The sequence below is a fragment of the Dokdonella sp. genome (assembly GCF_036518555.1).
Taxonomy (GTDB): domain Bacteria; phylum Pseudomonadota; class Gammaproteobacteria; order Xanthomonadales; family Rhodanobacteraceae; genus Dokdonella_A.
This window is the reverse complement of sequence record NZ_DATDMY010000069.1, coordinates 25,602-46,157: the sequence shown is the minus strand read 5'-3', so window position 1 is coordinate 46,157 and position 20,556 is coordinate 25,602. Positions and strand designations below refer to the sequence as shown.

At 69.6% G+C, this 20,556-nt stretch carries 19 protein-coding genes; 10 read left to right on the top strand and 9 right to left on the bottom strand.

The window, feature by feature from the left end; all coding sequences use genetic code 11:
• The 3 genes from VI238_RS04575 to VI238_RS04565 form a co-directional block, all read right to left on the bottom strand.
• The coding region (locus tag VI238_RS04575) for an AMP-binding protein (RefSeq protein ID WP_331648918.1) at nucleotides 1-401 on the bottom strand (401 nt) is incomplete at its 3' end.
• Nucleotides 398-1,345: a cupin-like domain-containing protein gene (locus tag VI238_RS04570; RefSeq protein WP_331648916.1), complete on the bottom strand. Its 948-nt coding sequence runs from the start codon at nucleotides 1,343-1,345 to the stop codon at nucleotides 398-400. The genes VI238_RS04575 and VI238_RS04570, both read right to left, overlap by 4 nt.
• A 48-nt stretch (nucleotides 1,346-1,393) precedes the next feature.
• Nucleotides 1,394-2,332 (bottom strand): cupin-like domain-containing protein, encoded by a 939-nt coding sequence (locus VI238_RS04565; RefSeq protein ID WP_331648914.1) that lies wholly within the window; start codon nucleotides 2,330-2,332, stop codon nucleotides 1,394-1,396.
• 265 nt (nucleotides 2,333-2,597) lie between these two features.
• On the opposite strand from VI238_RS04565, the gene VI238_RS04560 reads away from it, so the two are divergent.
• A complete protein-coding gene (locus VI238_RS04560; RefSeq protein WP_331648912.1) occupies nucleotides 2,598-3,260 on the top strand; it encodes a J domain-containing protein in 663 nt (220 codons plus the stop codon).
• 9 nt (nucleotides 3,261-3,269) lie between these two features.
• Here the strand turns inward: VI238_RS04560 and VI238_RS04555 are convergent, their stop codons facing one another.
• On the bottom strand, nucleotides 3,270-4,670 hold the full coding sequence (locus VI238_RS04555; RefSeq protein ID WP_331648909.1) for a TIGR03013 family XrtA/PEP-CTERM system glycosyltransferase: 1,401 nt from the start codon (nucleotides 4,668-4,670) through the stop codon (nucleotides 3,270-3,272).
• Nucleotides 4,671-4,888: 218 nt separating this feature from the next.
• On the opposite strand from VI238_RS04555, the gene glmS reads away from it, so the two are divergent.
• Both glmS and VI238_RS04545 read left to right on the top strand, forming a co-directional pair.
• Entirely contained in the window at nucleotides 4,889-6,721 is a 1,833-nt protein-coding gene (gene glmS, locus VI238_RS04550; RefSeq protein ID WP_331648908.1) for a glutamine--fructose-6-phosphate transaminase (isomerizing), read from the top strand.
• 250 nt (nucleotides 6,722-6,971) lie between these two features.
• Nucleotides 6,972-7,550 carry a TIGR00730 family Rossman fold protein gene (locus tag VI238_RS04545; protein ID WP_331648907.1) on the top strand — a complete coding sequence of 193 codons (579 nt, stop codon included), beginning with the start codon at nucleotides 6,972-6,974 and terminating at the stop codon, nucleotides 7,548-7,550.
• Between the two features lie 68 nt (nucleotides 7,551-7,618).
• On the opposite strand, the gene VI238_RS04540 is transcribed toward VI238_RS04545, so the two are convergent.
• Both VI238_RS04540 and VI238_RS04535 read right to left on the bottom strand, forming a co-directional pair.
• A complete protein-coding gene (locus VI238_RS04540; protein WP_331648905.1) occupies nucleotides 7,619-8,053 on the bottom strand; it encodes a TfoX/Sxy family protein in 435 nt (144 codons plus the stop codon).
• A gap of 31 nt (nucleotides 8,054-8,084) precedes the next feature.
• A complete protein-coding gene (locus VI238_RS04535) occupies nucleotides 8,085-8,573 on the bottom strand; it encodes a GAF domain-containing protein (RefSeq protein ID WP_331648903.1) in 489 nt (162 codons plus the stop codon).
• Nucleotides 8,574-8,798: 225 nt separating this feature from the next.
• Here VI238_RS04535 and bioD point away from each other — a divergent pair, with 225 nt between their 5' ends.
• Nucleotides 8,799-9,467 (top strand): dethiobiotin synthase, encoded by a 669-nt coding sequence (bioD, locus tag VI238_RS04530; protein ID WP_331648901.1) that lies wholly within the window; start codon nucleotides 8,799-8,801, stop codon nucleotides 9,465-9,467.
• Nucleotides 9,457-11,220: a hypothetical protein gene (locus VI238_RS04525; protein ID WP_331648899.1), complete on the top strand. Its 1,764-nt coding sequence runs from the start codon at nucleotides 9,457-9,459 to the stop codon at nucleotides 11,218-11,220. The genes bioD and VI238_RS04525 overlap by 11 nt, the downstream gene beginning before the upstream one ends.
• Before the next feature lie 181 nt (nucleotides 11,221-11,401).
• Here VI238_RS04525 and VI238_RS04520 read toward each other — a convergent pair whose 3' ends face one another.
• Together VI238_RS04520 and yihA are read right to left on the bottom strand one after the other, a co-directional pair.
• Nucleotides 11,402-12,778, bottom strand: coding sequence for a glutamate--cysteine ligase (locus tag VI238_RS04520; RefSeq protein ID WP_331648897.1), 1,377 nt, complete (start codon nucleotides 12,776-12,778; stop codon nucleotides 11,402-11,404).
• Between the two features lie 94 nt (nucleotides 12,779-12,872).
• A complete protein-coding gene (gene yihA / locus VI238_RS04515) occupies nucleotides 12,873-13,484 on the bottom strand; it encodes a ribosome biogenesis GTP-binding protein YihA/YsxC (RefSeq protein WP_331648894.1) in 612 nt (203 codons plus the stop codon).
• A 176-nt stretch (nucleotides 13,485-13,660) separates the two neighbouring features.
• On the opposite strand from yihA, the gene VI238_RS04510 reads away from it, so the two are divergent.
• From VI238_RS04510 to VI238_RS04490, 5 genes are all read left to right on the top strand, one after another.
• Nucleotides 13,661-14,383: a c-type cytochrome gene (locus VI238_RS04510; protein WP_331648892.1), complete on the top strand. Its 723-nt coding sequence runs from the start codon at nucleotides 13,661-13,663 to the stop codon at nucleotides 14,381-14,383.
• 112 nt (nucleotides 14,384-14,495) lie between these two features.
• The gene (locus VI238_RS04505; RefSeq protein WP_331648889.1) at nucleotides 14,496-15,188 is read left to right on the top strand and encodes a thiol:disulfide interchange protein DsbA/DsbL; all 693 of its coding nucleotides are present in this window, start codon (nucleotides 14,496-14,498) and stop codon (nucleotides 15,186-15,188) included.
• 27 nt (nucleotides 15,189-15,215) lie between these two features.
• Nucleotides 15,216-15,866, top strand: a complete 651-nt coding sequence (locus VI238_RS04500; protein ID WP_331648887.1) for a thiol:disulfide interchange protein DsbA/DsbL — start codon at nucleotides 15,216-15,218, stop codon at nucleotides 15,864-15,866.
• Nucleotides 15,867-15,908: 42 nt separating this feature from the next.
• Nucleotides 15,909-16,589, top strand: coding sequence for a thiol:disulfide interchange protein DsbA/DsbL (locus VI238_RS04495; protein WP_331648885.1), 681 nt, complete (start codon nucleotides 15,909-15,911; stop codon nucleotides 16,587-16,589).
• Between the two features lie 99 nt (nucleotides 16,590-16,688).
• A complete protein-coding gene (locus tag VI238_RS04490) occupies nucleotides 16,689-17,498 on the top strand; it encodes an endonuclease/exonuclease/phosphatase family protein (protein WP_331648883.1) in 810 nt (269 codons plus the stop codon).
• Nucleotides 17,499-17,653: 155 nt separating this feature from the next.
• Here the strand turns inward: VI238_RS04490 and VI238_RS04485 are convergent, their stop codons facing one another.
• A complete protein-coding gene (locus tag VI238_RS04485; RefSeq protein WP_331648881.1) occupies nucleotides 17,654-20,554 on the bottom strand; it encodes a TonB-dependent receptor in 2,901 nt (966 codons plus the stop codon).
• Nucleotides 20,555-20,556: the final 2 nt, after the last annotated feature.

Genomic DNA, 20,556 nt, shown 5'->3' with positions numbered 1-20,556 from the left:
ACGTCGCGCGCGGGCTCGACGCGGGCGACGGCGGGCGGCACGCGCGCGTCGGCGGCGCCGTAGATGCAGCGCGGCCGCGCGTCGTCGAGCATCGCGGCGAGGCGCGCGGCGGGAAAGTCGAGATCGAGCGGCAGGTAGGCCGCGCCGCTCGCGATGCACGCAAGGATCGCCGCGATCGTCTCGGCGCTGCGCTGCGCAGGCAAGGCGACGACATCGCCGGCGACGACGCCGGCTGCGCGCAGCGCTTCGGCGTGCGCGGCCGCGCGCGCGAACAGCGCCGGATAGTCGAGTTCGCCCCCTCCGTCTCGCAGTGCGGGCGCCGCGTGCCGGGCATGCGCGAGCAGCGGCGCAAGCAGCGCGGCCGCGCGCCATTCCGCGCGCAGCGGCACGCTCGCGTTCATCGCGCACCCCACGCGGTCTCGCGATTCGCGCCGGCCCGTTCCTGCAGCGCGATCAGCGGTCCGACCGCACGCAGCCAGAGCCCGAGCGCGAGCGCCTTGAGCGGCTTGCCGTTGCGCCGGCGCTCCTCGACGACGTCGCCGATGAACGCGCCCCAATTGTCGGGCCCGAGCGAATCGAACGCGACCGAGATCGTCATGTTGAGGCTGCGTGCCGTGTGCCACCAGCCGCACGGGAGGAACAGCGTTTCGCCCGCGTGCACGACGACTTTCTGGCACTTCGCCTCGCGGAACAGCGGATAGCGTTCGTAGTCGGGATGATGGTGGTCGCGGATGCTCGACTGCCACGGCATCTCGGGGTTGATGTAGAGGAGGTGTTCCTGCCCCGGCGCGTACAAGGTGAACTCCTTGTCGCCGTGCAGCTGCGTGATCCATGCGTGCAGGCGCATCACGTCGTAGTGCAGGTACGGGAACTCGCCGCCCGGACCACCGAAGAAGATTTCGAGGTTGTTGACGCCGGAGAACAGGCGCTGGGGCACGAGCGGGTTCGCCTGGCGGTCGGGCAGGCTGTAGCCGAAGCGCGGCGTGACCTCGGGCAGCAGCTCCCTGAACGTCTTGGCGATCTCGAACTTGCACGGGTAGGGCCCGGGCTTTTCGACCGTCGACGCCTCGAGCAGGTCGATCAACTCCGCGAGGCGGTAGTCGGTGCCGCGCACGCGCACGCCATGGCTGCCGTAGGTGCGGCGGAAGTAGTCCGGATTCGCGCGCCCGTACAGCGGCCATGCGCGCGCGGCGTCGCCGAGAACGACCGGCTTGCGCGGGTTGCGGTATGCGGCGACGAACTCGTCGACGCCGAGTCCGCTGCGGCGATCGACCCAACTGCCGCTGCCTCCCGCGCCTGCGCCTTCGCCGATGGCTTCGACGGTGCCCGCTTGCGTCGTGTTCATGCTCGCCCCCTCCCATGCTGCGGCCGGCGACGCGCGCCGGCGATACGATCAGTGCAGGCGCGCCGTACCCCAGTCCGCGCGGCGATTCGCGCCGAAGCGTTCGGCCAGCGCGAGCATCGGCCCGAGTCCGGCGAGATACAAGCCCAGCCAGCGCGCACGCGCGGCGTGGCCCTTGCGGCGCTCGTCGACGACGACGTCGCGCACGAACTCGCGCCAGTTGCTCGACTCGAGCTGGTCGAACGCGACCGTGATGTTCATCGTCAGGCAGCGCGCCGTGTGCCAGGTGCCGCACGGGATGAACAACGCTTCTCCCGCGCGCACGACGACGCGGTGGCGACGCGCCTGGTGCAGCAGCGGCCAGCGCTCGCTGTCGTGCAGGTCGTCGACGCGCGACATCCACGGCATCTCCGGATGAACGTAGAGGAGATGCTCCTGGCCGCGTTCGTACAGCGTGAACTCCTTGTCGCCGTACACCTGGGCGATCCATGCATGCATGCGCAGCATGTCGTAGTGGAGATACGGGAACTCGCCGCCGGGCCCGCCGAAGAAGATCTCGAGGTGGTTGACGAGGTCGAATACCGACGCAGGCATGAACGGGCTCGTGTGGCGGTTCGGCAGGCTGCACGCGGGCCGCGGCGTGACGTCGGCCATGAGGTCGGCGCAGTCGGCGAACGTGCATGGATACGGCGCCGGCTGTGCCTCGCTCGACGCCTGCTGCAGCGCGATCACCTCGCCGAGCCGGTAGTGGCGGCCGCGGATGCGCACGGGCCGGTCGGCGTAGCGCTCGCGGAAGAACTCCGGCGTGAACCGGCCCAGTGCGGCCCACTCACCGAGCGCATGGCGCAGCACGACGGGCCGACGCGGCTCGAGGTAACGCGCGCGGAACTCGCGCGGGTCGAGCGCGTCGACGCGATCCACCCAGGACGCGGTACCGGCTTCCGCCGGCGCGACCGTCGCCACTGCCTCTGCCCCCGACCCGATCGCCATGAATCCGTCCTCTGCACGAAGCGCGTATGCGCGGCCACCGGCGCCGTGTCGCGTGCCCCTCGCTCGCGCCGTCGCCTCGACCCACAAAAGGGTGACGCAGTTCACATTTTAGCGCCGAGCGCGTCATCCATGCGAGCGATACCGGCACCCCGGCGAGGCGACGACCGGCTCGGCAACCGCGGCGGTAGAATCGGGGCGCGCGCTCCGGGGCCGCTTCGGCCCTGCAGCGACAGCCGAGGGTCGGGGCGACCATCCGGGGGCAAGCGTGCTCGACAAAGCCGATTTCTTCTTGCTCTACCAGCAGTTGGGCCTCAAACCCGGCTGCACGCCGGAAGAACTCAAGACCGCCTATCGACGCCGCATCGCCGAGTTGCACCCGGACCGGCATGGTGCGGACGCCGATCCCGCCGACGCCGAGCGGCTGCAGGAGCTGACGGCCGCGTACAGTGCAGCCAGCGCGTTTCACCGCCGCTACGGCCGCCTGCCCGGAGGCATGCATTCGGCGCCGCGCGCCGCGATGCCGCGCGCCGGTGGGGTCCCGCCCTCGATGGCACCGCGCCCCACGCGCGCGGGTTCGCGGGGATGGCTCTGGCTCGCACTCGCCTTGGGGCTGCTCTGGGCCGCCTGGAGCGGCGGCCTGTTCGGCGGCGCTGCCGACAGCGCTTCTGATCCATCGCCGGGGCGCCTCGGCGCGACGTCGCGGCCGCCGGTCGAAGCGCCCGCCGCACTCATCGTCGTCGGCACTGATGCAGCGACGGTCCGCGCGCTCGAAGGCCGGCCCGTGATGGAAATCCCGCAGCGCTGGGACTATGGCCCGTCGTGGATCGCGTTCGTCGACGGCAAGGTCAGCGACTGGTACAGCTCGAAGCTGCGCCCGCTCAAGGTCGCGAGCGCGCATCCGCCGCCGTCCGAACCCGCAGCGCGTTGAGCCGCAGGCTCAGCGCGCGCCGCGGCCGAACAGCACGACTTCGACCGTCTGCACGAGGATCGTGAGGTCGAACAGCAGGTCGTGGTTCTTCACGTAGAAGAGGTCGTACTTGAGCTTCTCGACCGCATCCTCGACCGAGGCGCCGTACGGATAGCGCAGCTGGGCCCAGCCCGCGAGCCCGGGCTTCACGCAATGGCGCAGGTTGTAGTAACGGATCTGGCGCGCGAGGTCGGCGACGAACTGCGGTCGTTCGGGGCGCGGCCCGATCACGCTCATGTCGCCGCGCAACACGTTCCACAGCTGCGGCAGCTCGTCCAGGCGCGTGCGCCGGATGAAGCGGCCCACGCGCGTGACGCGATCGTCGTCGCGCGTGGCCCAGCGCGCGACGCCGTCGCGTTCGGCATCGGTGCGCATGCTGCGGAATTTCGCCAGCGCGAACACGTGGCCGTGCTCGCCCACGCGCTCCTGGCGATAGAGGATCGGCTGGCCCGGCCCGGACTCGAGCCGGATCGCGAGCGCGACGAGCAGCATGAACGGCCACGCGACCGCGAGCACGAGCAGCGCGATCGCGACGTCGAAGACGCGCTTCATCGCGTGGCGCAATGGCGAATTGTCGAAGCCTTGCTCGAACACGAGCCACGACGGCTCCACCAGCGACAGCTTGACGATGCCGAGCTCGCGTTCGAAGAACGAAGCGAGATTGCTCACGGCGATTCCGGCCTGCTTGCAGTCGAGCAACTCGTCCATCGGCAGGCCGCCACGACGGTCGTCGGGACCGACGACGATCTCGTTGACCTGCATCTGCTCGGCGAACGCGCGCAGGCTGCCCTCGACCGAGAGCAGCCGTTCCTGCGGCACGCACACCGCCTCGTCGCCCATGCGCACGAAGCCGAGGATGATGAAGCCGCGGCGGTCGGTGCGCCGACGCATGCGCCGCGGGATCGTCGCCGCGTTCGTGCCCGCGCCGAGCACGAGCACGCGGCGCTTGAGCGATTCGACGTCGACGAGGCGTGCGAACAGCATGCGCCACCCCTGCACCGCGGCGAAGCCGAGCACGAGCGCGATCGCGAACACGCCGCGTCCGATCGCGGTCGCGGGGAACAGGTAGTAGATCGTGATGAGGCCGACCAGGCCGATGCCGAAGCCGACCAGCTGGCGCGCGAACAGGCCGAACCAGCCCTCGCGCAGGTGCTGCTGGTACAGGCCGAGCGCGGACATGCCGACCACGAGCACGACCGCGAACAGCAGCGCGCGCAGCCAGAGGTTCTCGGAGAAGCCGGCCAGTGCCGGCGCGTCTGCGAAATAGCGCAGGTGCGCCGCGAGCTGCACGCCGAGCATGAGCGAGGCGAGTTCGAGCAGCACCAGCAGGGTGAGCCAGCGTATCGACTGTCGCCGCAGCGCCCGCAACATCCGCTCGTCTCCGTCCAGGGAATCGTCGATCCACCGACCAGCGGGGCGCAGCGTCGCGGACGCGGCCCGTGCCGGCGTGCCGGCATGCCCGCACGCCACCGCCGCGCCATGCTCCCGCCATGCCCCCGCCATGACGGGTCGGTTTATCATCTTGGCAGCGCAGGGCGACGCCGGCAAGGCGAGTCCGGCGACCCCGAACCCAGCCGAGGAAGGCCCGCATGTGTGGAATCGTCGCCGCAACCGCGGCCCGCGACGTGGTGCCGGTGCTCATCGCCGGACTGAAGGCGCTCGAGTACCGTGGCTACGACTCGGCCGGCATCTCGGTGCTCGAGCACGGCCGCCTCGCTCGCGTGCGCGCGGTCGGCAAGGTGCGCGAACTCGAATCCCTCTACGCCGCCGCGCCGGTCGCCGGCGTGACGGGCATCGCGCACACGCGCTGGGCCACGCACGGCGCGCCGAGCACGAGCAATGCGCACCCGCACGTGTCGAGCGAGCGCGTCGCGGTCGTGCACAACGGCATCATCGAGAACCATGCGCAACTGCGCGAGGAGCTCAAGGCGAAAGGCTATCGCTTCGAATCGGAGACCGACACCGAAGTCATCGCCCACCTCGTCGAGGACGCGATCGCCGCGGGCGCCGGGCTGCGCGAGGCGGTCATCGCGGCGACGCGGCGGCTGCACGGCGCGTACGCGATCGCGGTCATGAACCGCGACACGCCCGATCGCATCGTCGGCGCGCGCCGCGGCAGCCCGCTCGTGGCGGGCCTCGGCGACGGCGAGTACTTCCTCGGCTCCGACGTGCAGGCGCTGATCCGCCAGACCAACCGCTTCAAGTTCCTCGAGGAAGGCGACATCGCGGAGATCAGCCGCGAGGGTTGCGCGATCTACGACGCCGACGGCACGCCGGTCGAGCGTGCCGAGCGCAGGAGCGAGCTGTCCGCCGACGCGGTCGAGCGCGGCGAGTACCGCCATTACATGCTCAAGGAGATCTTCGAGCAGCCGCGTGCGGTCGCCGACACACTCGAGGGCCGCATCGCCGAAGGGCGCGTGCTGCCGAACATCTTCGGCGTCGATGCCGACCGGCTGCTCGAGCGCGTCAGGCACGTGCAGATCGTCGCCTGCGGCACGAGCTACCACGCCGGCCTCGTCGCGCGCTACTGGCTCGAAGGCCTGGTCGGGCTTCCCTGCAGCGTCGAGGTCGCGAGCGAATACCGCTACCGCCACGTGGTCGTGCCCGAAGGCACCCTGTTCCTCGCGGTGTCGCAATCGGGCGAGACGGCCGACACGCTCGCCGCGCTGCGCGACGGCCGCCATCGCGGTTATCTCGGCTCGCTCGCGATCTGCAACGTGCCCGAGTCGAGCCTCGTGCGCGAATCCGACCTCGTGCTGATGACGCGCGCGGGCCCGGAGATCGGCGTCGCCTCGACCAAGGCGTTCACGACCCAGCTCACCGCGCTCGCCCTGCTCGCGATCGAGCTCGCGCGCATCAACGGCATGGCCGCGGACAAGTACGCCCGCCTCGTGGCGGAGCTGGCGACGTTGCCGCGCGTGATCGCCGAGGTACTCACGCTCGAACCCGAGATCGCCAGGCTCGCCGAGCGCTTCGTGCCCAAGCACCATGCGCTGTTCCTCGGCCGCGGCGTGCACTACCCGGTCGCGCTCGAAGGCGCACTCAAGCTCAAGGAGATTTCCTACATCCACGCCGAGGCGTACCCCGCCGGCGAACTCAAGCACGGCCCGCTCGCGCTCGTCGACGAGGACATGCCGGTGATCGCCGTTGCGCCGAACAACCAGCTGCTCGAGAAGCTCAAGTCGAACCTCGAGGAAGTGCGCGCTCGCGGCGGCGAACTGTTCGTGTTCGCCGACACCGACGCGCCGTTGAAGCAGGACGGCGAGCGCGGCGCCGTGCTCAAGATCGCTTCGGGCGGCAACCTCATCGCTCCCGCGGTATTCACCGTGCCGCTGCAGCTGCTCGCCTATCACGTCGCGGTATTGCGCGGCACCGATGTCGACCAGCCGCGCAACCTCGCCAAAAGCGTGACCGTCGAGTAGGCGAACGCGACGACACAGCGCGGCCGTGCTCGGCGACGCAGCATCCACGCGCGTGCTGCCGGTGTCGCGCGTCCCGAGCTCCATTTCCGTGCGCGTCAAACGCATGCAGGCGCGGCAGGCGCGGGGTCGACCGCTCGGAAGGCATTGCGAGGACGGCGAGCGCGCGGCGCCGTTCGCCGATCAGCCCGATCCGCGTCGACCAAGCGGTTCCGGCGCACTACACTGCCGCCCCGCACGATCGGGAGGCTCCATGCGTATCTGCGTCTACTGCGCGTCCAGCGAACACGTGGACCGCCGCTATCACGATGCCGCGGCCGCGCTCGGGTGCGCGATCGCCGAGGCGGGTTGCACGCTCGTCTACGGCGGCGGCGCGGTCGGCCTCATGGGTTCGCTCGCGAATGGCGCGCTCGCCGCGGGCGGCAACGTGATCGGCATCATTCCGCGCTTCATGACCGAGGTGGAATGGCAGCACCCGGGCCTCGCCAACCTCGAAGTCGTCGAGGACATGCGCGAACGCAAGCATCGACTGCTCACGGGATCCGACGCGGTGGTCGCGCTGCCGGGCGGTTGCGGCACGCTCGAGGAGCTGTTCGAGGCGATGACGCTCAAGCGCCTCGCGATCTACCTGAAGCCGATCCTGCTGCTCGACGTCGACGGCTTCTATGCGCCGCTCGAGCGCTTCCTCGAGCGCACGATCGAACAGCGCTTCATGAATCCGCAGCATCGCGCGCTGTGGACGCGCGTCGAACGCGTCGAGGACGTGCTGCCGACGATCCGGGCGACGCCCGATTGGGACGCGAACGCGCGCGACTACGCAGCGGTGCGCTAGGGCGGACTGCCGCCGGGGACGCGATGTCGGCGCGCGTGGCGGGACTCGCGGTTCGCGCTCGACCCGCCCTACTCGAAGCGGCTGAGCTCGCGGTCGGCGTCGCCGCCGGACGAGCCGTCGTCGCCATCGGGCTCGTCGAACAGGCTTGCCGCTGCCGATTCGCCGGCGTCGTCGGTGCCGCGCGGCGCGGCGCCCGGCTCGCTCGCGGCCTTCTGCTTCTCCCAGCGCGTCTTGATCGGGTTCGCCGATTCCGCCGCGTCGAGCGCGAGCAGCAGTTCCTGCTTCTGATCCTCGGGCAGGTCCGCCCAATGGCAATCCGCGAGCGCGCCGGCCATCGAATAGAGCAGGTTCAGGCTCGGCCGAAAACCGGCCCGCTTGACCTTGAGGAAGGTCTCGACCGGTCCGATGCGGGCGAGGTCCTCGGTGGTGCGTACGCCGACCTGGCGCAACCATGCCGCCGATTTCGGCCCGACGTTGCGGATCTTCACATCGCGCGCACTCATCCTGATGGCTCCCGGAATCGAAGGTGTTCGGTCAGCGCAGCGCGTCGAGGAACACGCTGCAGAGTGCTTCCATGCCCACGCGATCCTCGTCGTCGAAGCGTGCGGGCTCGGGGCTGTCCACGTCCCAGACGCCGACGAGCGCACCGTGCGCGTCGACGAGCGGCACGACGATCTCCGAACGGGACGCGCTGTCGCAGGCGATGTGGCCCGGGAACGCGTTCACGTCGAGCACGACCTGGGTCTGGCGCGTCGCGGCCGCGGTGCCGCAGACGCCCTTGCCTAGCGCGATGCGCACGCAGGCGGGCTTGCCCTGGAACGGGCCGACGACGAGCTCACGCCCGTCGAAGAAATAGAAGCCGCACCAGTTGATGCGCGGCAGCGCGTGCCATGCGAGCGCGGCGAAGTTCGCGGCGTTGGCGACACGATCGCGCTCGCCATGCAGCAAGCCACGCGCCTGCGCGGCGAGTTCGGCGTACAGCCCCGCCTTGTCGGCGGCTTCGATCGGGGCAACGGTGAACATGCGCGGTACCAAGAAGCGGAAGGGTGATTGTATCGCGCGGCGCGGCCCGGGTGACGCATACTGGCGGGCGATGCTCCGCTAGCAAACCGGCATGACCCGACCCTATCCGCCCCGCGACGGACGTGCGCATCCGCGCGACGAGCCGTCGACCCGCGTGCTCGCTCACCGAGGGCGGCGTCTCGCGCCGTCGCGACCGCGCCTCGCCGCGCGCGCGGGAATCTCGACGTGACTGCGCCGCGCGGACTGTTCGTGACCGGCACCGACACCGGCGTCGGCAAGACGTACGCGAGCGTCACGCTGCTGCGCGCGTTGCGCGCGCGCGGACTGCCCGCGAGCGGCATGAAACCGGTCGCGAGCGGCTGCGAAGTCACGCCGCAGGGCCTGCGCAACGAGGACGCGCTCGCGCTCATCGCGGCGAGCGAGCCGCGCCCGGACTACGCGACCTGCAATCCGTTCGCGTTCGAACCGCCGATCGCGCCGCACCTCGCCGCGCTCGACGTCGGCATCGAAGTCGGTCTCGCGCCGATACGCGCCGCGTTCGAGTCGTTGCGCGCGCGCGCCGAGCGCGTCGTCGTCGAGGGCGTCGGCGGATGGATGGCGCCGTTGTCGGAAACGCTGACGCAAGCCGATCTGGCCACCTCGCTCGGGCTCGACATCGTGCTCGTGGTCGGCCTGCGCCTCGGCTGCATCAACCATGCCCTGCTCAGCGCGCGCGCGATCGCCGCGGACGGCGGTCGCCTCGCCGGCTGGATCGCCAATCGCATCGATCCCGCGATGGCGGTCGCCGAGGGCAACATCGCGACGCTGCGCGCGCGCATCCCTGCGCCGCTGCTCGGCGTGCTCGACCATGCCGCGGAAGGTCGCGCGGAGCAGCTGGACGTGCATGCGCTCTGACCGGCGCGCAGCGGCGCCCACGGGCGCGCTGCCGTGGCTCGCCGCCGCGTGCGGGTGCGCGTTCGATCTCGTCGCGTCCTGGCCGGGCCAGATGTCGTTCGATTCCGCGTCCGCCTGGTGGCAGGCGCGCAACGGCATGCCCGACGACGTGGTGCCGCCCGGGTTCGTGCTCGCGTGGCGCGCGCTGCTCGTCTTCGTCGATGGACCACAGGCGATGTTCGCGTGGCACCTCGTGCTGTTCTGGAGCGGCCTCGCGCTGTTCGCGGGCGCGCTCGCGCGTTCGCGCGGCGCGGCCGCGGCCGTCCTGCTGCTGGTCGGGGCTGCACCACTGCCGCTGCTGTGGCGCGGCCACGTCTGGACCGACGTCGCGCTCTTCTCGGCGCTCCTCGCCGCCACGGGCGCGCTCGCCCACGCGCACGTGCACGGACGGCGCTCGCTGCTGCCGCTCGCGGCGGCAGCGATGCTCTACGCGGGCGCGATGCGCCACAACGCGCTCGCCGCGGTGCTGCCGCTCGCGCTGTGGTGGGGATGGCTCGCCGTCGGTGCGCGCGCGCGTTCGCTCGCCTCGCTTCGCGTCGTCGCGGCGGCGCTCGCGCTGTCGCTCGGCGTGTTCGCCGGCAACCGACTCCTCGCTGCGCGCGTCCCGGTCCATGTCCCGCTGTGGCCGCTCGCGGCCGAATACGACCTCGCCGCGCTGTCGATCGCGAGCGGCACGATGCGCCTGCCACCGTTCCTGATCGGCGACGGCCTCGACGTCGACGAGCTGGCCGAGTCGTTCCGCGAATGGAGCGCCCTGCCGCTGTTGACCGGGACGCGGCACGGCGTGCGTGCGCCGATCGCGGAACCCTTGTTGTCCGAACGCGAGCTCGCGTCGCTGCGTCGCGCATGGTTGGGCGCGATCGCGCGCCAGCCGCTCGACTGGGCTTCGCACCGCCTTCGCGTCGCGCGCGCGCTGCTCGGCCCGCACGCCGCCGACTGGCCGCAGGAACTCGTGTTCTTCGACGGCCAGTTCGCACGTCCGGGCAACCCGCCGGTGGCGGCGAACACGGGTGCGCTGCACGCGGCGCTGATGCGGGCTGCGCGCGCGCTGCGCACCGGCTCGGCGCTCGCAGCATGGCCGTATCTGTTCGCCGGCCTGCTCGTCGTGCCGCTCGCATGGCGACGCCGCGGCGATGCGCCCGGAGCGGCCGCGCTCGCGCTGCTCGCGAGCGCATGGGCGTACGCGCTGCCGCTGCTCGTGGTGACGGCGTCGGCGGAGACGCGTTACCTCGCCTGGTCGTGTGTCGCGAGCCTGCTCGCGTTCGCCGCGGTCGTGTTCGGCGCACGCGCGTCGCGGACCGTCGCTGCGGAAGCTTCGCAGCGTCCTGCTAGACTCCTCGCAGAATCCATGCGAGGGATGCCCATGAACACCGTGCAGCGTTACATGTTCACGATCGACGACCTGCCGAAGGCGCGCGGCGAATCGCACGAGCTTTCGTTCCAGGGCGGTTCGGCCGAGAGCTTCGCGGCGCTGCTGCAGCAGGCGCTGCGCGAACCGTCGTTGTGGCAGCGCTGGAAGTCGATGCAGCCCGATCCCGACGCGGTCGATCCGGCGCTCGGCGCGAGCGATCCCGCTGCGACCGTCGAAGCGCACCAGTCCGACGTGCACGTGAGCGTCGACGTGCGAAGTTCGCTGCCGCATGCGGTGATCAAGCACCGCATGACGCTGCTCGTCGGCAAGCACTGGACCCTGCGGGACGTCAGCGCGGCCTGACGTCGCGCGCCACCACCGCTTGCGCGCTGCCGCGCCGGCACCCGGAACGGGATGCGGCGACGGGAGCGGAAGCCGCGTCGCGATCGCGGCCTCGCAGGCTCGCCGCGCGATGGCGCCGGGGCGGCGCCGACGCCTGCAACGACCCGGGTGCGCCGCCCCCTGGCATCGCGCGCAAGGATTTTCAGTACGCGAATTCGCGGAACACGCGATCGATGTCGCCGTTCCATTCGCCGTGGAACAGCTCGAGCTTGCGCTCGGCCGGCGTCTGGTTGGCGTCGACGATCTGCGCGAGGATGTCGAGGAACGTCGATTCGTCCGCGCCATGGCGATTCCTGCGCGCGCGGCGCGCGAGACCGTGTGCGGAGATCTTCAGCGCCTCGCCGGCGAGTTCGCGCACGGTCGCGCGCGTGCCACCGAGGCGCACGGGCAGCTTGAGCGCATGCCTGGGCACGCCGTCGCGCAGCGCATGGCGCTCCTCGCGCGAGAAATCCTTGACGAGGTCCCACGCCGCGTCGAGCGCGGCCTGGTCGTAGAGCAGGCCGACCCAGAACGCGGGCAGCGCGCACAGGCGGTTCCACGGCCCGCCGTCGGCGCCACGCATCTCGAGGTACTTCTTGAGGCGCACCTCGGGGAACGCGGTCGTCGTATGGTCGGCCCAGTCGCGCAGGGTCGCCTTCGCGCCCGGCAATTCCGCGAGATCGCCGGCGAGGAACGTGCGGAAGCTCTTGCCGGCGAGGTCGATGTAGCGCCCGTCGCGGTAGCTGAAATACATCGGCACGTCGAGCAGGTAGTCGACGTAGCGCTCGTAGCCGAAGCCGTCTTCGAACACGAAGTCGAGCATGCCGGTGCGATCGGGATCGGTGTCGGTCCAGATGTGCGAACGGTAGCTCTGGTAGCCGTTCGGCTTGCCTTCGGTGAACGGCGAATCGGCGAACAGCGCGGTCGCGACCGGCTGCAGCGCGAGCGCGACGCGGAACTTCTTGACCATGTCCGCTTCGCTCGAATAATCGAGGTTCACCTGCACCGTGCAGGTGCGCGTCATCATGTCGAGGCCGAGCGAGCCGACCTTCGGCATGTACTCGCGCATGATCTTGTAGCGGCCCTTGGGCATCCACGGCATGTCCTCGCGCCGCCATTTCGGCTGGAAGCCCATGCCGAGGAAGCCGAGGCGCAGGTCGTCGGCGACCGCCTTCACTTCCTGCAGGTGGCAGGCGACTTCGCAGCAGGTGTCGTGGATCGTTTCGAGCGGCGCGCCCGAGAGCTCGAGCTGGCCCGCGGGCTCGAGCGTGACCGACGCGTTGTCGCGCAACAGCGCGATGAGCTTGCCGTGCTCCTCGACGCGCTGCCAGCCGAAGCGCGTCATGCCTTCGAGCAGCACGCCGATGCCGCGCTCGCCTTCCCAGGTGGGCGGGCGCGGGTCGTCGAGGCGGAAGCCGAACTTCTCGTGCTCGGTGCCGATGCGCCACGCGGCCGCGGGCTTTTCCCCCTCGGCGAGGTATTCGACGAGCTGGTCGCGCCCGCGGATCGGTTCGTCCTTGACGCTGCTCGGGCCGGACATCGGGCTACCTCGCTGGGGGTTGGTCGGCGGACATGGGGATACGCGGACCGAACAAAAGGGCTTCGCGTCGATCGCGGCGCGACGACGCCGGCGGTCAGAGCCCGAGCCAGCCCGCGACGAGTGCGCGCGCCTCGTCGAGGCCGGTCTTGGCCAGCGACGAGAACAGCTGCGCGGTCGCGTCGGGGGCGAGCGTCGCGAGTTCCTTGCGCACGGCGGCGAGCGTGCGCAGGCCTTCGCTGCGCGACAGCTTGTCCGCCTTGGTCATGAGGCAATGGCAGGCGCGGCCGCTCGCCGCGCCGAATTCGAGCATGTGGCGATCGAAGTCCTTGAGCGGATGGCGCGCGTCCATGACGAGCACGAGGCCCTTGAGCGACGCGCGCGTGCGCAGGTAGGTGTCGATCACGCCGCGCCAGTGCAGGCGCATCGCTTCGGGCACCTTCGCGTAGCCGTAGCCGGGCAGGTCGACCAGGCGATGCGCGGGATCGCCGACCGGGAACACGTTGAGCAACTGCGTGCGCCCCGGCGTCTTCGACGTGCGCGCGAGGCCGTGCTGGTCGCAGATCGCATTGAGCGCGCTCGACTTGCCGGCGTTGGAGCGGCCGGCAAAGGCGACTTCGGCGCCGGTGTCGGCGGGCAGCTGCTCGAGGCGGTTCGCGCTCACGAGGAACTGCGCCTTGCGGAACGGGTTGGCGGCTTTGGCGGTCACGTCGGCCTTTTGCGGGTTCGCGCTGCGGTCGTGCGGACCGTCGGCGCTGGCATGCCGGGGTCGCGGATGGTTTGACCGCCTTGGGGGGTCGCAGGGATAATTCCGCGGTTTTCGCCCGCGTCGCCGGTTCGGCACGCGCGGTTCGCGGTCATCCCTCGGGTTTGCGGAGTGAGTGTATGAGCTTTCGGCGCGTGTTTGTTCAGTCCCTGCTCGCCCTGACGGCGCTGGCCGCCGCTACGGCACAGGCGCAGACCGCGCCGGGCGAACCGGCCGCGCCGGCCGCGCAGGCGGACGCCGCCGCCGCGCATGCGGGCCCGATCCTCGGCGACGCCAAGGCCGGCGAAGCGAAGGCCGCCGTGTGCGGCGCCTGCCATGGCATCGATGGCAACCCGACCGACAAGCAGTACCCCAAGCTCGCCGGGCAGAACGAAGCCTACATCGCCCGCCAGCTCGCGCTGTTCAAGAGCCAGAAGCGCCAGAACCCGATCATGCTCGGTTTCGCCTCGGCGCTGAGCGAGCAGGACATGCACGATGTCGGCGCCTACTTCGCCGGCAAGGCGTCGCTGCCCGGCGTCGCTGACGACAAGCTCGTCGAGCGCGGCCAGGCGCTTTATCGCGCCGGCGACGCGAAGCTCGGCGTGCCCGCCTGCATGGCCTGTCACGGACCCGACGGCCGCGGCATGGCCGGTTCCGGCTTCCCGCAGCTCGGCGGCCAATGGACCGATTACGTCGCCCTCAAGCTCAAGGACTGGAAGGCCGGCACGACCTGGGGCGACGACGCGAACGCGAAGGTGATGCCCGCGATCGCGCAAAAGCTCAGTGACGCCGACATCACCGCGATCGCGTCCTACGTCGAAGGCTTGCACTCGGCCGAGGGAACCCGGACCGCCGCGAAGTGATCCAAGCCGCGCGCGACGGATTGCAGTCGCGTTCAGCGGCCCGCATCGAGACTCGCGCCGCCGATCGTGCGGCACCCGCGCCATCCCCGTTCCACGCTCCAGGAGATCCTCGATGTTGAAGGGCCTGTTCCAGACCGTGTCCGCGACCGCACTGCTGCTCGGCGCCGCCTTCGCCACCGCGGCGCAGGCGGCCGATGCCTTCGAAGCGGGCACGCACTACTTCGCCGTCGAGCCGCCGCAGCCGACGACGACCGGCGACAAGGTCGAGGTGGTCGAGGTGTTCTCCTACGCCTGCCCGGCCTGCAACATGTTCCAGCCGACGATGCAGAAGCTGAAGGCGGCGCTGCCGGCGAACGCCGAGCTCGTCTACCTGCCCGCGTCGTTCCGTCCGGACGAGGACTGGCCGGTGTTCCAGCGCACGTTCTATACGGCGCAGGCGCTCGGCGTCCTCGAGAAGACCCACGATGCGACGTTCGACCTGGTCTGGAAGGACGACGGTCCCCTGCGCATCAGCGACGCGAAGACGCACAGGCCGGTCAGCCCGATGCCGACGATCGAAGACGTCGCCAAGGCGTACGGCGCGTTCGGCGTCAAGGCGGACGAGTTCACCGCGACGGCGAATTCGTTCGCGGTCAACACGCGCATGAAGCGCGCGGACGCGATGCTGAAGGCCTATGGCGTCGATTCGACGCCGACGCTCGTCGTCAATGGCAAGTACCGCCTGACCGCCGCGAGCGCGGGTGGCGTCGACAAGGTCGTCCCGCTCGTGAAGTACCTCATCGAGAAGGACGGCGGCGCCAAGTAGCGTCAGGCCGTCCCTGAGGAGAATCCGATGCCGATGCGCAGCCTCTTCCTGGTCGCGAGCCTGCTCTGCGCGACCCTTGCCCATGCGGCCGACGATGCCGCGCCGACGTGGCAGGCCGGCACGGCCTGGCAGACGATCGATCCGCCGCAGCCGACGAGCACCGGCAGCAAGGTCGAGGTGCTCGAGGTGTTTTCGTATGCGTGCCCGCACTGCGCGCATTTCCAGCCGTATGCGGACAAGCTCAAGGCGAGCCTGCCGAAGAACGCCGAGTTCGTGCTGATGCCGGCCGATTTCCAGCCGCGCTGGGTCGCGTTCGCGCGCGGCTTCTACGTCGCGAAGGACCTCGGCCTCGTCGACGGTACGCACCAGGCGCTGTTCGACGCGATCTACCGCGACCACCGCCCGCTCAATTCGCTCGACGATATCGCCGGTTTCTACGCCGAACACGGCGCGGACAAGGAAAGCTTCGTGTCGACGATGCAGTCGTTCGTGATCGACGGCCGCATCGCGAAGATCCGCGAGATGGAAGCGAAGTACGGCGTCGACCAGACGCCCACGCTGATCGTCAACGGCAAGTACCGCATCGTCGCGGACCCGGACAAGGGCATCGGTTTCGACCAGATGGTCGACATCGCGCTGTACCTCGTGAAACAGGAATCCGCGCCGAAGAAGCACTGATCGTCGCGCCCATCGAATGCGTTCCATCCGAAGGACACCGCCATGTTGAGACATCTGGGCTTCCTGCTCGCCGGCCTGTTGCTGGCGTCGACCGCGACCGCCGACGAACCGGGTGCCGCCGCGCCGACGACGTGGGAGGCGGGCAAGCACTATTTCCCGATCGATCCGCCGCAGCCGACCGCGAGTGGCGACAAGGTCGAGGTGCTCGAAGTGTTCTCGTACGCGTGCCCGCATTGCGCGCACTTCCAGCCGTACGCGGAGCAGATCAAGCAGGCGCTGCCTGCCTATGCCTCGTTCGGCTACATGCCCGCGATCTTCAACGCGCAGTGGGAACCGTACGCTCGCGCGTTCTATGCGGCGCAGTCGCTCGGCGTGCTCGAACAGACCCACCAGGCGCTGTTCGACGCCCTGCATCGCGACCACCTGCCGCTGCGCACGATCGACGACCTCGCGGGTTTTTACGCGAGCCATGGCGTCGACAAGGCGAAATTCCTGTCCTCGGCCACATCGTTCGAGGTCGAGAGCAAGCTGCAGCACGCGTCCGAGGTCGTGCGCGGCGCCGGCGTCGACGGCACGCCGAGCATCCTCGTCGCGGGCAAGTACCGCCTGTCCGGCCAGTCCGCCGGCGGCTATCCGCAGATGGTCCAGCTGGTCGACTATCTCGTGAAGAAGGAACACGACGCGCATGCGAAGCCGGCCAAGGCCGCTGCGGGCAAGAAGTAGCCCTCGCATCGACGCGACGCACGCGGCGCCCCGCGGGGCGCCGACCGCGCGCCGGCCGGAGCGCTTGCCGCGGCGGCAGGCGCTGGTTAGCCTCGTGCCATGACCCACTTTGCCGCCCGCACCGAGCCCGACGCGCGACGGCTGAACCTGCTCAGCTGCAACATCCTCGCCGGCGGCAGCGTCAAGCGCTACCGCGATTACGTCACGCACAGCTGGAAGCACGTCCTGCCGCACGGCAAGCGCGCGAACCTCGACGGCCTCGCACGCGTGATCGGCGACTTCGACCTCGTGGGCCTGCAGGAAGCGGACGCGGGCAGCCTGCGCTCGGGCTTCCTCAACCAGACCCAGTACCTCGCCGAAGCGGCGCGTTTCCCGTACTGGACGCATCAGCCGAACCGGCGCGTGTCGCGGCTCGCGACGTCGAGCAACGGCCTGCTCGCGCGCCTGCATCCGGAGGAAGTGCTCGATTATCCGCTGCCGGGCCGCATACCCGGGCGCGGTGCGCTCTGGGTGCGCTTCGGTCGCGGCGACGCATCGCTCGTCGTCGTGATCGCGCACCTCTCGCTCGGCACGGCCGCACGTGCGCGCCAGCTCGCATTCCTCGCCGAGCTCATCGGCCAGCACCCGCACGCGGTGCTCATGGGCGACCTCAACACGCCCGCGCAGGGCAAGGAGCTCGACCTGCTGTATGCACGCACCTCGCTCGTGCGTCCCGAGCACGCGCCGGCGACGTTCCCGAGCTGGCGACCGACGCGCGCGATCGACCACATCCTCGTTTCGCGCGACATCGAGGTGGAGAAGCGCTGGGCCCTTCCGCACCCGGTGTCGGACCATCTGCCGATCGCGGCGAGCATCGTCATGCCCGCGGCGGCAGCGGCGACGACGGCGCGCCCCGCGCTGTCGCCCTGACGCGGTCGTTATCTCGTGCCCTTTCGCGCTTCGACGCGCCGACTGCGGACGGCCGTAGGCGCGTAAGGGACAGCGGCCCGACCGCACGTCGGCGCAGCGGCAAAGAAAAGGGCCGCACGAGGCGGCCCTTTCCTTTCCCCATCAAGCGGAGGCGATCAGAACTTCACGCTCGCCTCGACGTAGGTGAAGCGGCCCGGCAGGTCGTAGTTCGACGCGTCGTAGCCGTTCAGCGAACACGAGATGCAGACCGGCGCATCCTTGTCGAAGATGTTGTTGATGCCGCCCGAGATGCTCATGTCGTACCGAACCGGCAGCTTCCAGCTCACGCGCAGGTCGTGGTACGTCGTCGCACCGAGGCGATTGAGGCCGGAGGGACCGCTGCTGTCGACGATCGGACCCGCGTCGGGGTCGCGGCAGGTCGGGAAATCACGGTAGCCATTGTCGGAGCCACCGCACGACTCGGTCAGGTGCGAGATATAGCGCATCGTCCAGCTCGCGCTCCAGTCGGCCAGACCCCAGTTCAGGCTCAGCGTCGAGCGGTACTTCGGAATGCCACTGTCCTTGACCTCGATGCCGACGCCCTGCGGCTCGGCGAAGCCGGTGACCGCGTCCGTCGACTTGTAGTCCTTCGCGTAAGTCAGCTGCCAGTTGGCGCCGATGTGTCCGAAGGCGAATTCCGGGCCGGCCCAGTTCACGCCGAAGTCGTAGCCGCTCGTGTGCACCTTGCCGAGGTTGCGCAGCGTGTTGTTGAACCCGCTGATCGCGCCCGTCGAGCTGCGCGTGATGCCGGTGCAGAACAGCGGGTCGAGCGTCGCCACGCATCGGCTCAGCTGCGTCTGGGCGTCACGCGCGGTGATCGCGTCGTCGATGTTGATGCGGTAGTAGGTGAGTTCGAAATCGAGCTTCTGCGACCAGCCGGTGTTCTCGGCCCAGCTCGGGCTGTAGATCGCGCCGAGGGTGAGGCTCTTTGACGTCTCCGGCTTGAGGTCAGGATTGCCGCCGGTGATCACCGAGATCTGCGGATTCGGCTGCTCATAGCCCGCCGGCACGCCGAGTGTGGCGCAGTTCGCCGTCACGTTGCCGCCGCACGGATCGATGAGCTGCGCGTCGAAGCGCGAGAATGTGCCGTACAGCTCGCCGATCGATGGCGCGCGGAAGCCTTCCGCCCAAGTGCCGCGGAAAGTGAAGTCGTCCACGACCTGCCAGCGGAAGCCGACCTTGCTGTTGGTCGTGTTGCCGAAGTTCGAATAGTCGGACCAGCGCGACGCGACCGACAGGTCGAGATGCTTGGCGAACGCGACGTCGGCGAGCAGCGGCGCATTGAGTTCGACGTAGAACTCGTTGACCGAATAACTGCCCTGGGTCGGACCGGAGGGCACGCCGTTCGAGTCGCCCGCGGTCACGACCGCATCCGGCGTGTAGGAGCCTTCGAGCTTGCGATGCTCGTAGCCGGCGGCGATATCGAGCGAGCCCGCAGGCAGCTGGAAGAGGTTGCCCGAGATGTTCGCGGTCCAGACCTCGAGGTCCTGCGTGCTGTGGTCGTTCTCGTTGAACTGGATGTAGTTGAGCATCTCCGGCGTGATCGTGCCGGGACCGCCGAACACGTCGAGCGGCACGCATGGTGCCGTGCACTGGTCGACCGGACCGAGCGCGTTCATGATGTGGCGGATGTTGTAGGTACCGGTGATCGACTGGCGCGCATCGTTCGAGCTGTTGACGTAGTTCACGTCCCAGAAGTACTGGTGATCGCCGAAGCTGAAGTCGCCGTTGAGTCCGGCGGTGTAGTACTTGGTGTCGACCGTCTGCTTGAACACGCGCGGGCCGCCCTCGATCGGACGGCGGCCGAGGCCGGTGAAATTGGTGTTCGGATCGAGCGTGAAGCCGAACGGGTTGTACGGGTTGGTCGCGTCGACGCCGACGCGATAGCAGAGGTCACGCTCCATGCAGAAGTCGGGGCCGAGGAAGATCGGCTCGGGCGCGGCCTGGTTCACCGAATCGCGCGTGTTGTACAGGCCCTTCAGCGTGAAATTGACGTGGTCGGTGATGTGGTAGGTGCCCTGCGCGAAGATGCCGGTGCGATCCTGCGGCGTGAGCAGCAGGTTGTACGGCGCGAAGTTGAAGCGATCGGCGCCAGTGAACCGGTGGAAGCCATCTGGGAACGACTGCACCCCGCCCGGGGGAATGGCGCCGTTGGCGGTGATGTTGCAGAAGCCGTCGTCGTTGCACAGGCCGCCCGCGTTACCGTCGGGCAGGAAGAAGCGCAGGCGCGTGAACGGCGTCGCCGAACTGCCCGCGGCGAGACCCGCACCCGGCACCGGGAAGCTCGATTGGTCCCAGTCGGCGGAACTGATCCGGTGCTGCTTGAAGCGGCTGATGTCCATGAAGAAGTCGAACTTCTCCGTGCTGCCGCCGATCGACACGTTGCCCGAGTATGTCTTGCCGTCGCCGGTCGAGTAGTCGCCGCCGTAGACGTGCAAGCCGAGACCGTCCTGCTTCTTCTTCGTGATGATGTTGATCACGCCGGCGATCGCGTCGGAACCGTACAGCGACGATGCGCCGTCCTTGAGGATCTCGATGCGGTCGACCACGCTGGCCGGGATCGTGTTGAGGTCGACCGCGGCGGAGACGCCCGACGCCGACGATTCGTTCACCCAGCGCAGGCCGTCGACGAGGATCAGCGTGCGCTTCGCGCCGAGGTTGCGCAGCGAAATCGTGGTCGAGCCCGAGCCGACGCCGCCGCCGTCGGGCGGAAAGCCGAAGTTGCCGGCCGAGTTGAACTTGGTATTGAGCGACGAGCCGCTGACCGACAGGCGCTGGATCACATCACCGATCGAACCCAGACCGGTCGCCTCGATGTCCTTCGAGGTGATCGTGAGGACCGGCGTCTGGCCTTCGATCTCCGCCTTCTTGATGCGGGAGCCGGTGACTTCGATCGCCTGCAGTTTCTGGATGTCCTCGCCGCCGCGGTCCTGCGCCACCGCGGGGACGACGTAAAGGGACGACAGGATGGCGCCCGACAAGGCGTGGACGGCAATTCTGGCCTGACGTGAACGCATGA

Coding starts and splice junctions, on each gene's coding strand:
- VI238_RS04570 (WP_331648916.1), bottom strand. CDS start 1,345: ATGAACACGACGCAAGCGGGCACCGTCGAAGCCATCGGCGAAGGCGCA.
- VI238_RS04565 (WP_331648914.1), bottom strand. CDS start 2,332: ATGGCGATCGGGTCGGGGGCAGAGGCAGTGGCGACGGTCGCGCCGGCG.
- VI238_RS04555 (WP_331648909.1), bottom strand. CDS start 4,670: ATGTTGCGGGCGCTGCGGCGACAGTCGATACGCTGGCTCACCCTGCTG.
- glmS (WP_331648908.1), top strand. CDS start 4,889: ATGTGTGGAATCGTCGCCGCAACCGCGGCCCGCGACGTGGTGCCGGTG.
- VI238_RS04545 (WP_331648907.1), top strand. CDS start 6,972: ATGCGTATCTGCGTCTACTGCGCGTCCAGCGAACACGTGGACCGCCGC.
- VI238_RS04540 (WP_331648905.1), bottom strand. CDS start 8,053: ATGAGTGCGCGCGATGTGAAGATCCGCAACGTCGGGCCGAAATCGGCG.
- VI238_RS04535 (WP_331648903.1), bottom strand. CDS start 8,573: ATGTTCACCGTTGCCCCGATCGAAGCCGCCGACAAGGCGGGGCTGTAC.
- VI238_RS04525 (WP_331648899.1), top strand. CDS start 9,457: ATGCGCTCTGACCGGCGCGCAGCGGCGCCCACGGGCGCGCTGCCGTGG.
- VI238_RS04520 (WP_331648897.1), bottom strand. CDS start 12,778: ATGTCCGGCCCGAGCAGCGTCAAGGACGAACCGATCCGCGGGCGCGAC.
- VI238_RS04510 (WP_331648892.1), top strand. CDS start 13,661: ATGAGCTTTCGGCGCGTGTTTGTTCAGTCCCTGCTCGCCCTGACGGCG.
- VI238_RS04505 (WP_331648889.1), top strand. CDS start 14,496: ATGTTGAAGGGCCTGTTCCAGACCGTGTCCGCGACCGCACTGCTGCTC.
- VI238_RS04500 (WP_331648887.1), top strand. CDS start 15,216: ATGCCGATGCGCAGCCTCTTCCTGGTCGCGAGCCTGCTCTGCGCGACC.
- VI238_RS04495 (WP_331648885.1), top strand. CDS start 15,909: ATGTTGAGACATCTGGGCTTCCTGCTCGCCGGCCTGTTGCTGGCGTCG.
- VI238_RS04490 (WP_331648883.1), top strand. CDS start 16,689: ATGACCCACTTTGCCGCCCGCACCGAGCCCGACGCGCGACGGCTGAAC.
- VI238_RS04485 (WP_331648881.1), bottom strand. CDS start 20,554: ATGCGTTCACGTCAGGCCAGAATTGCCGTCCACGCCTTGTCGGGCGCC.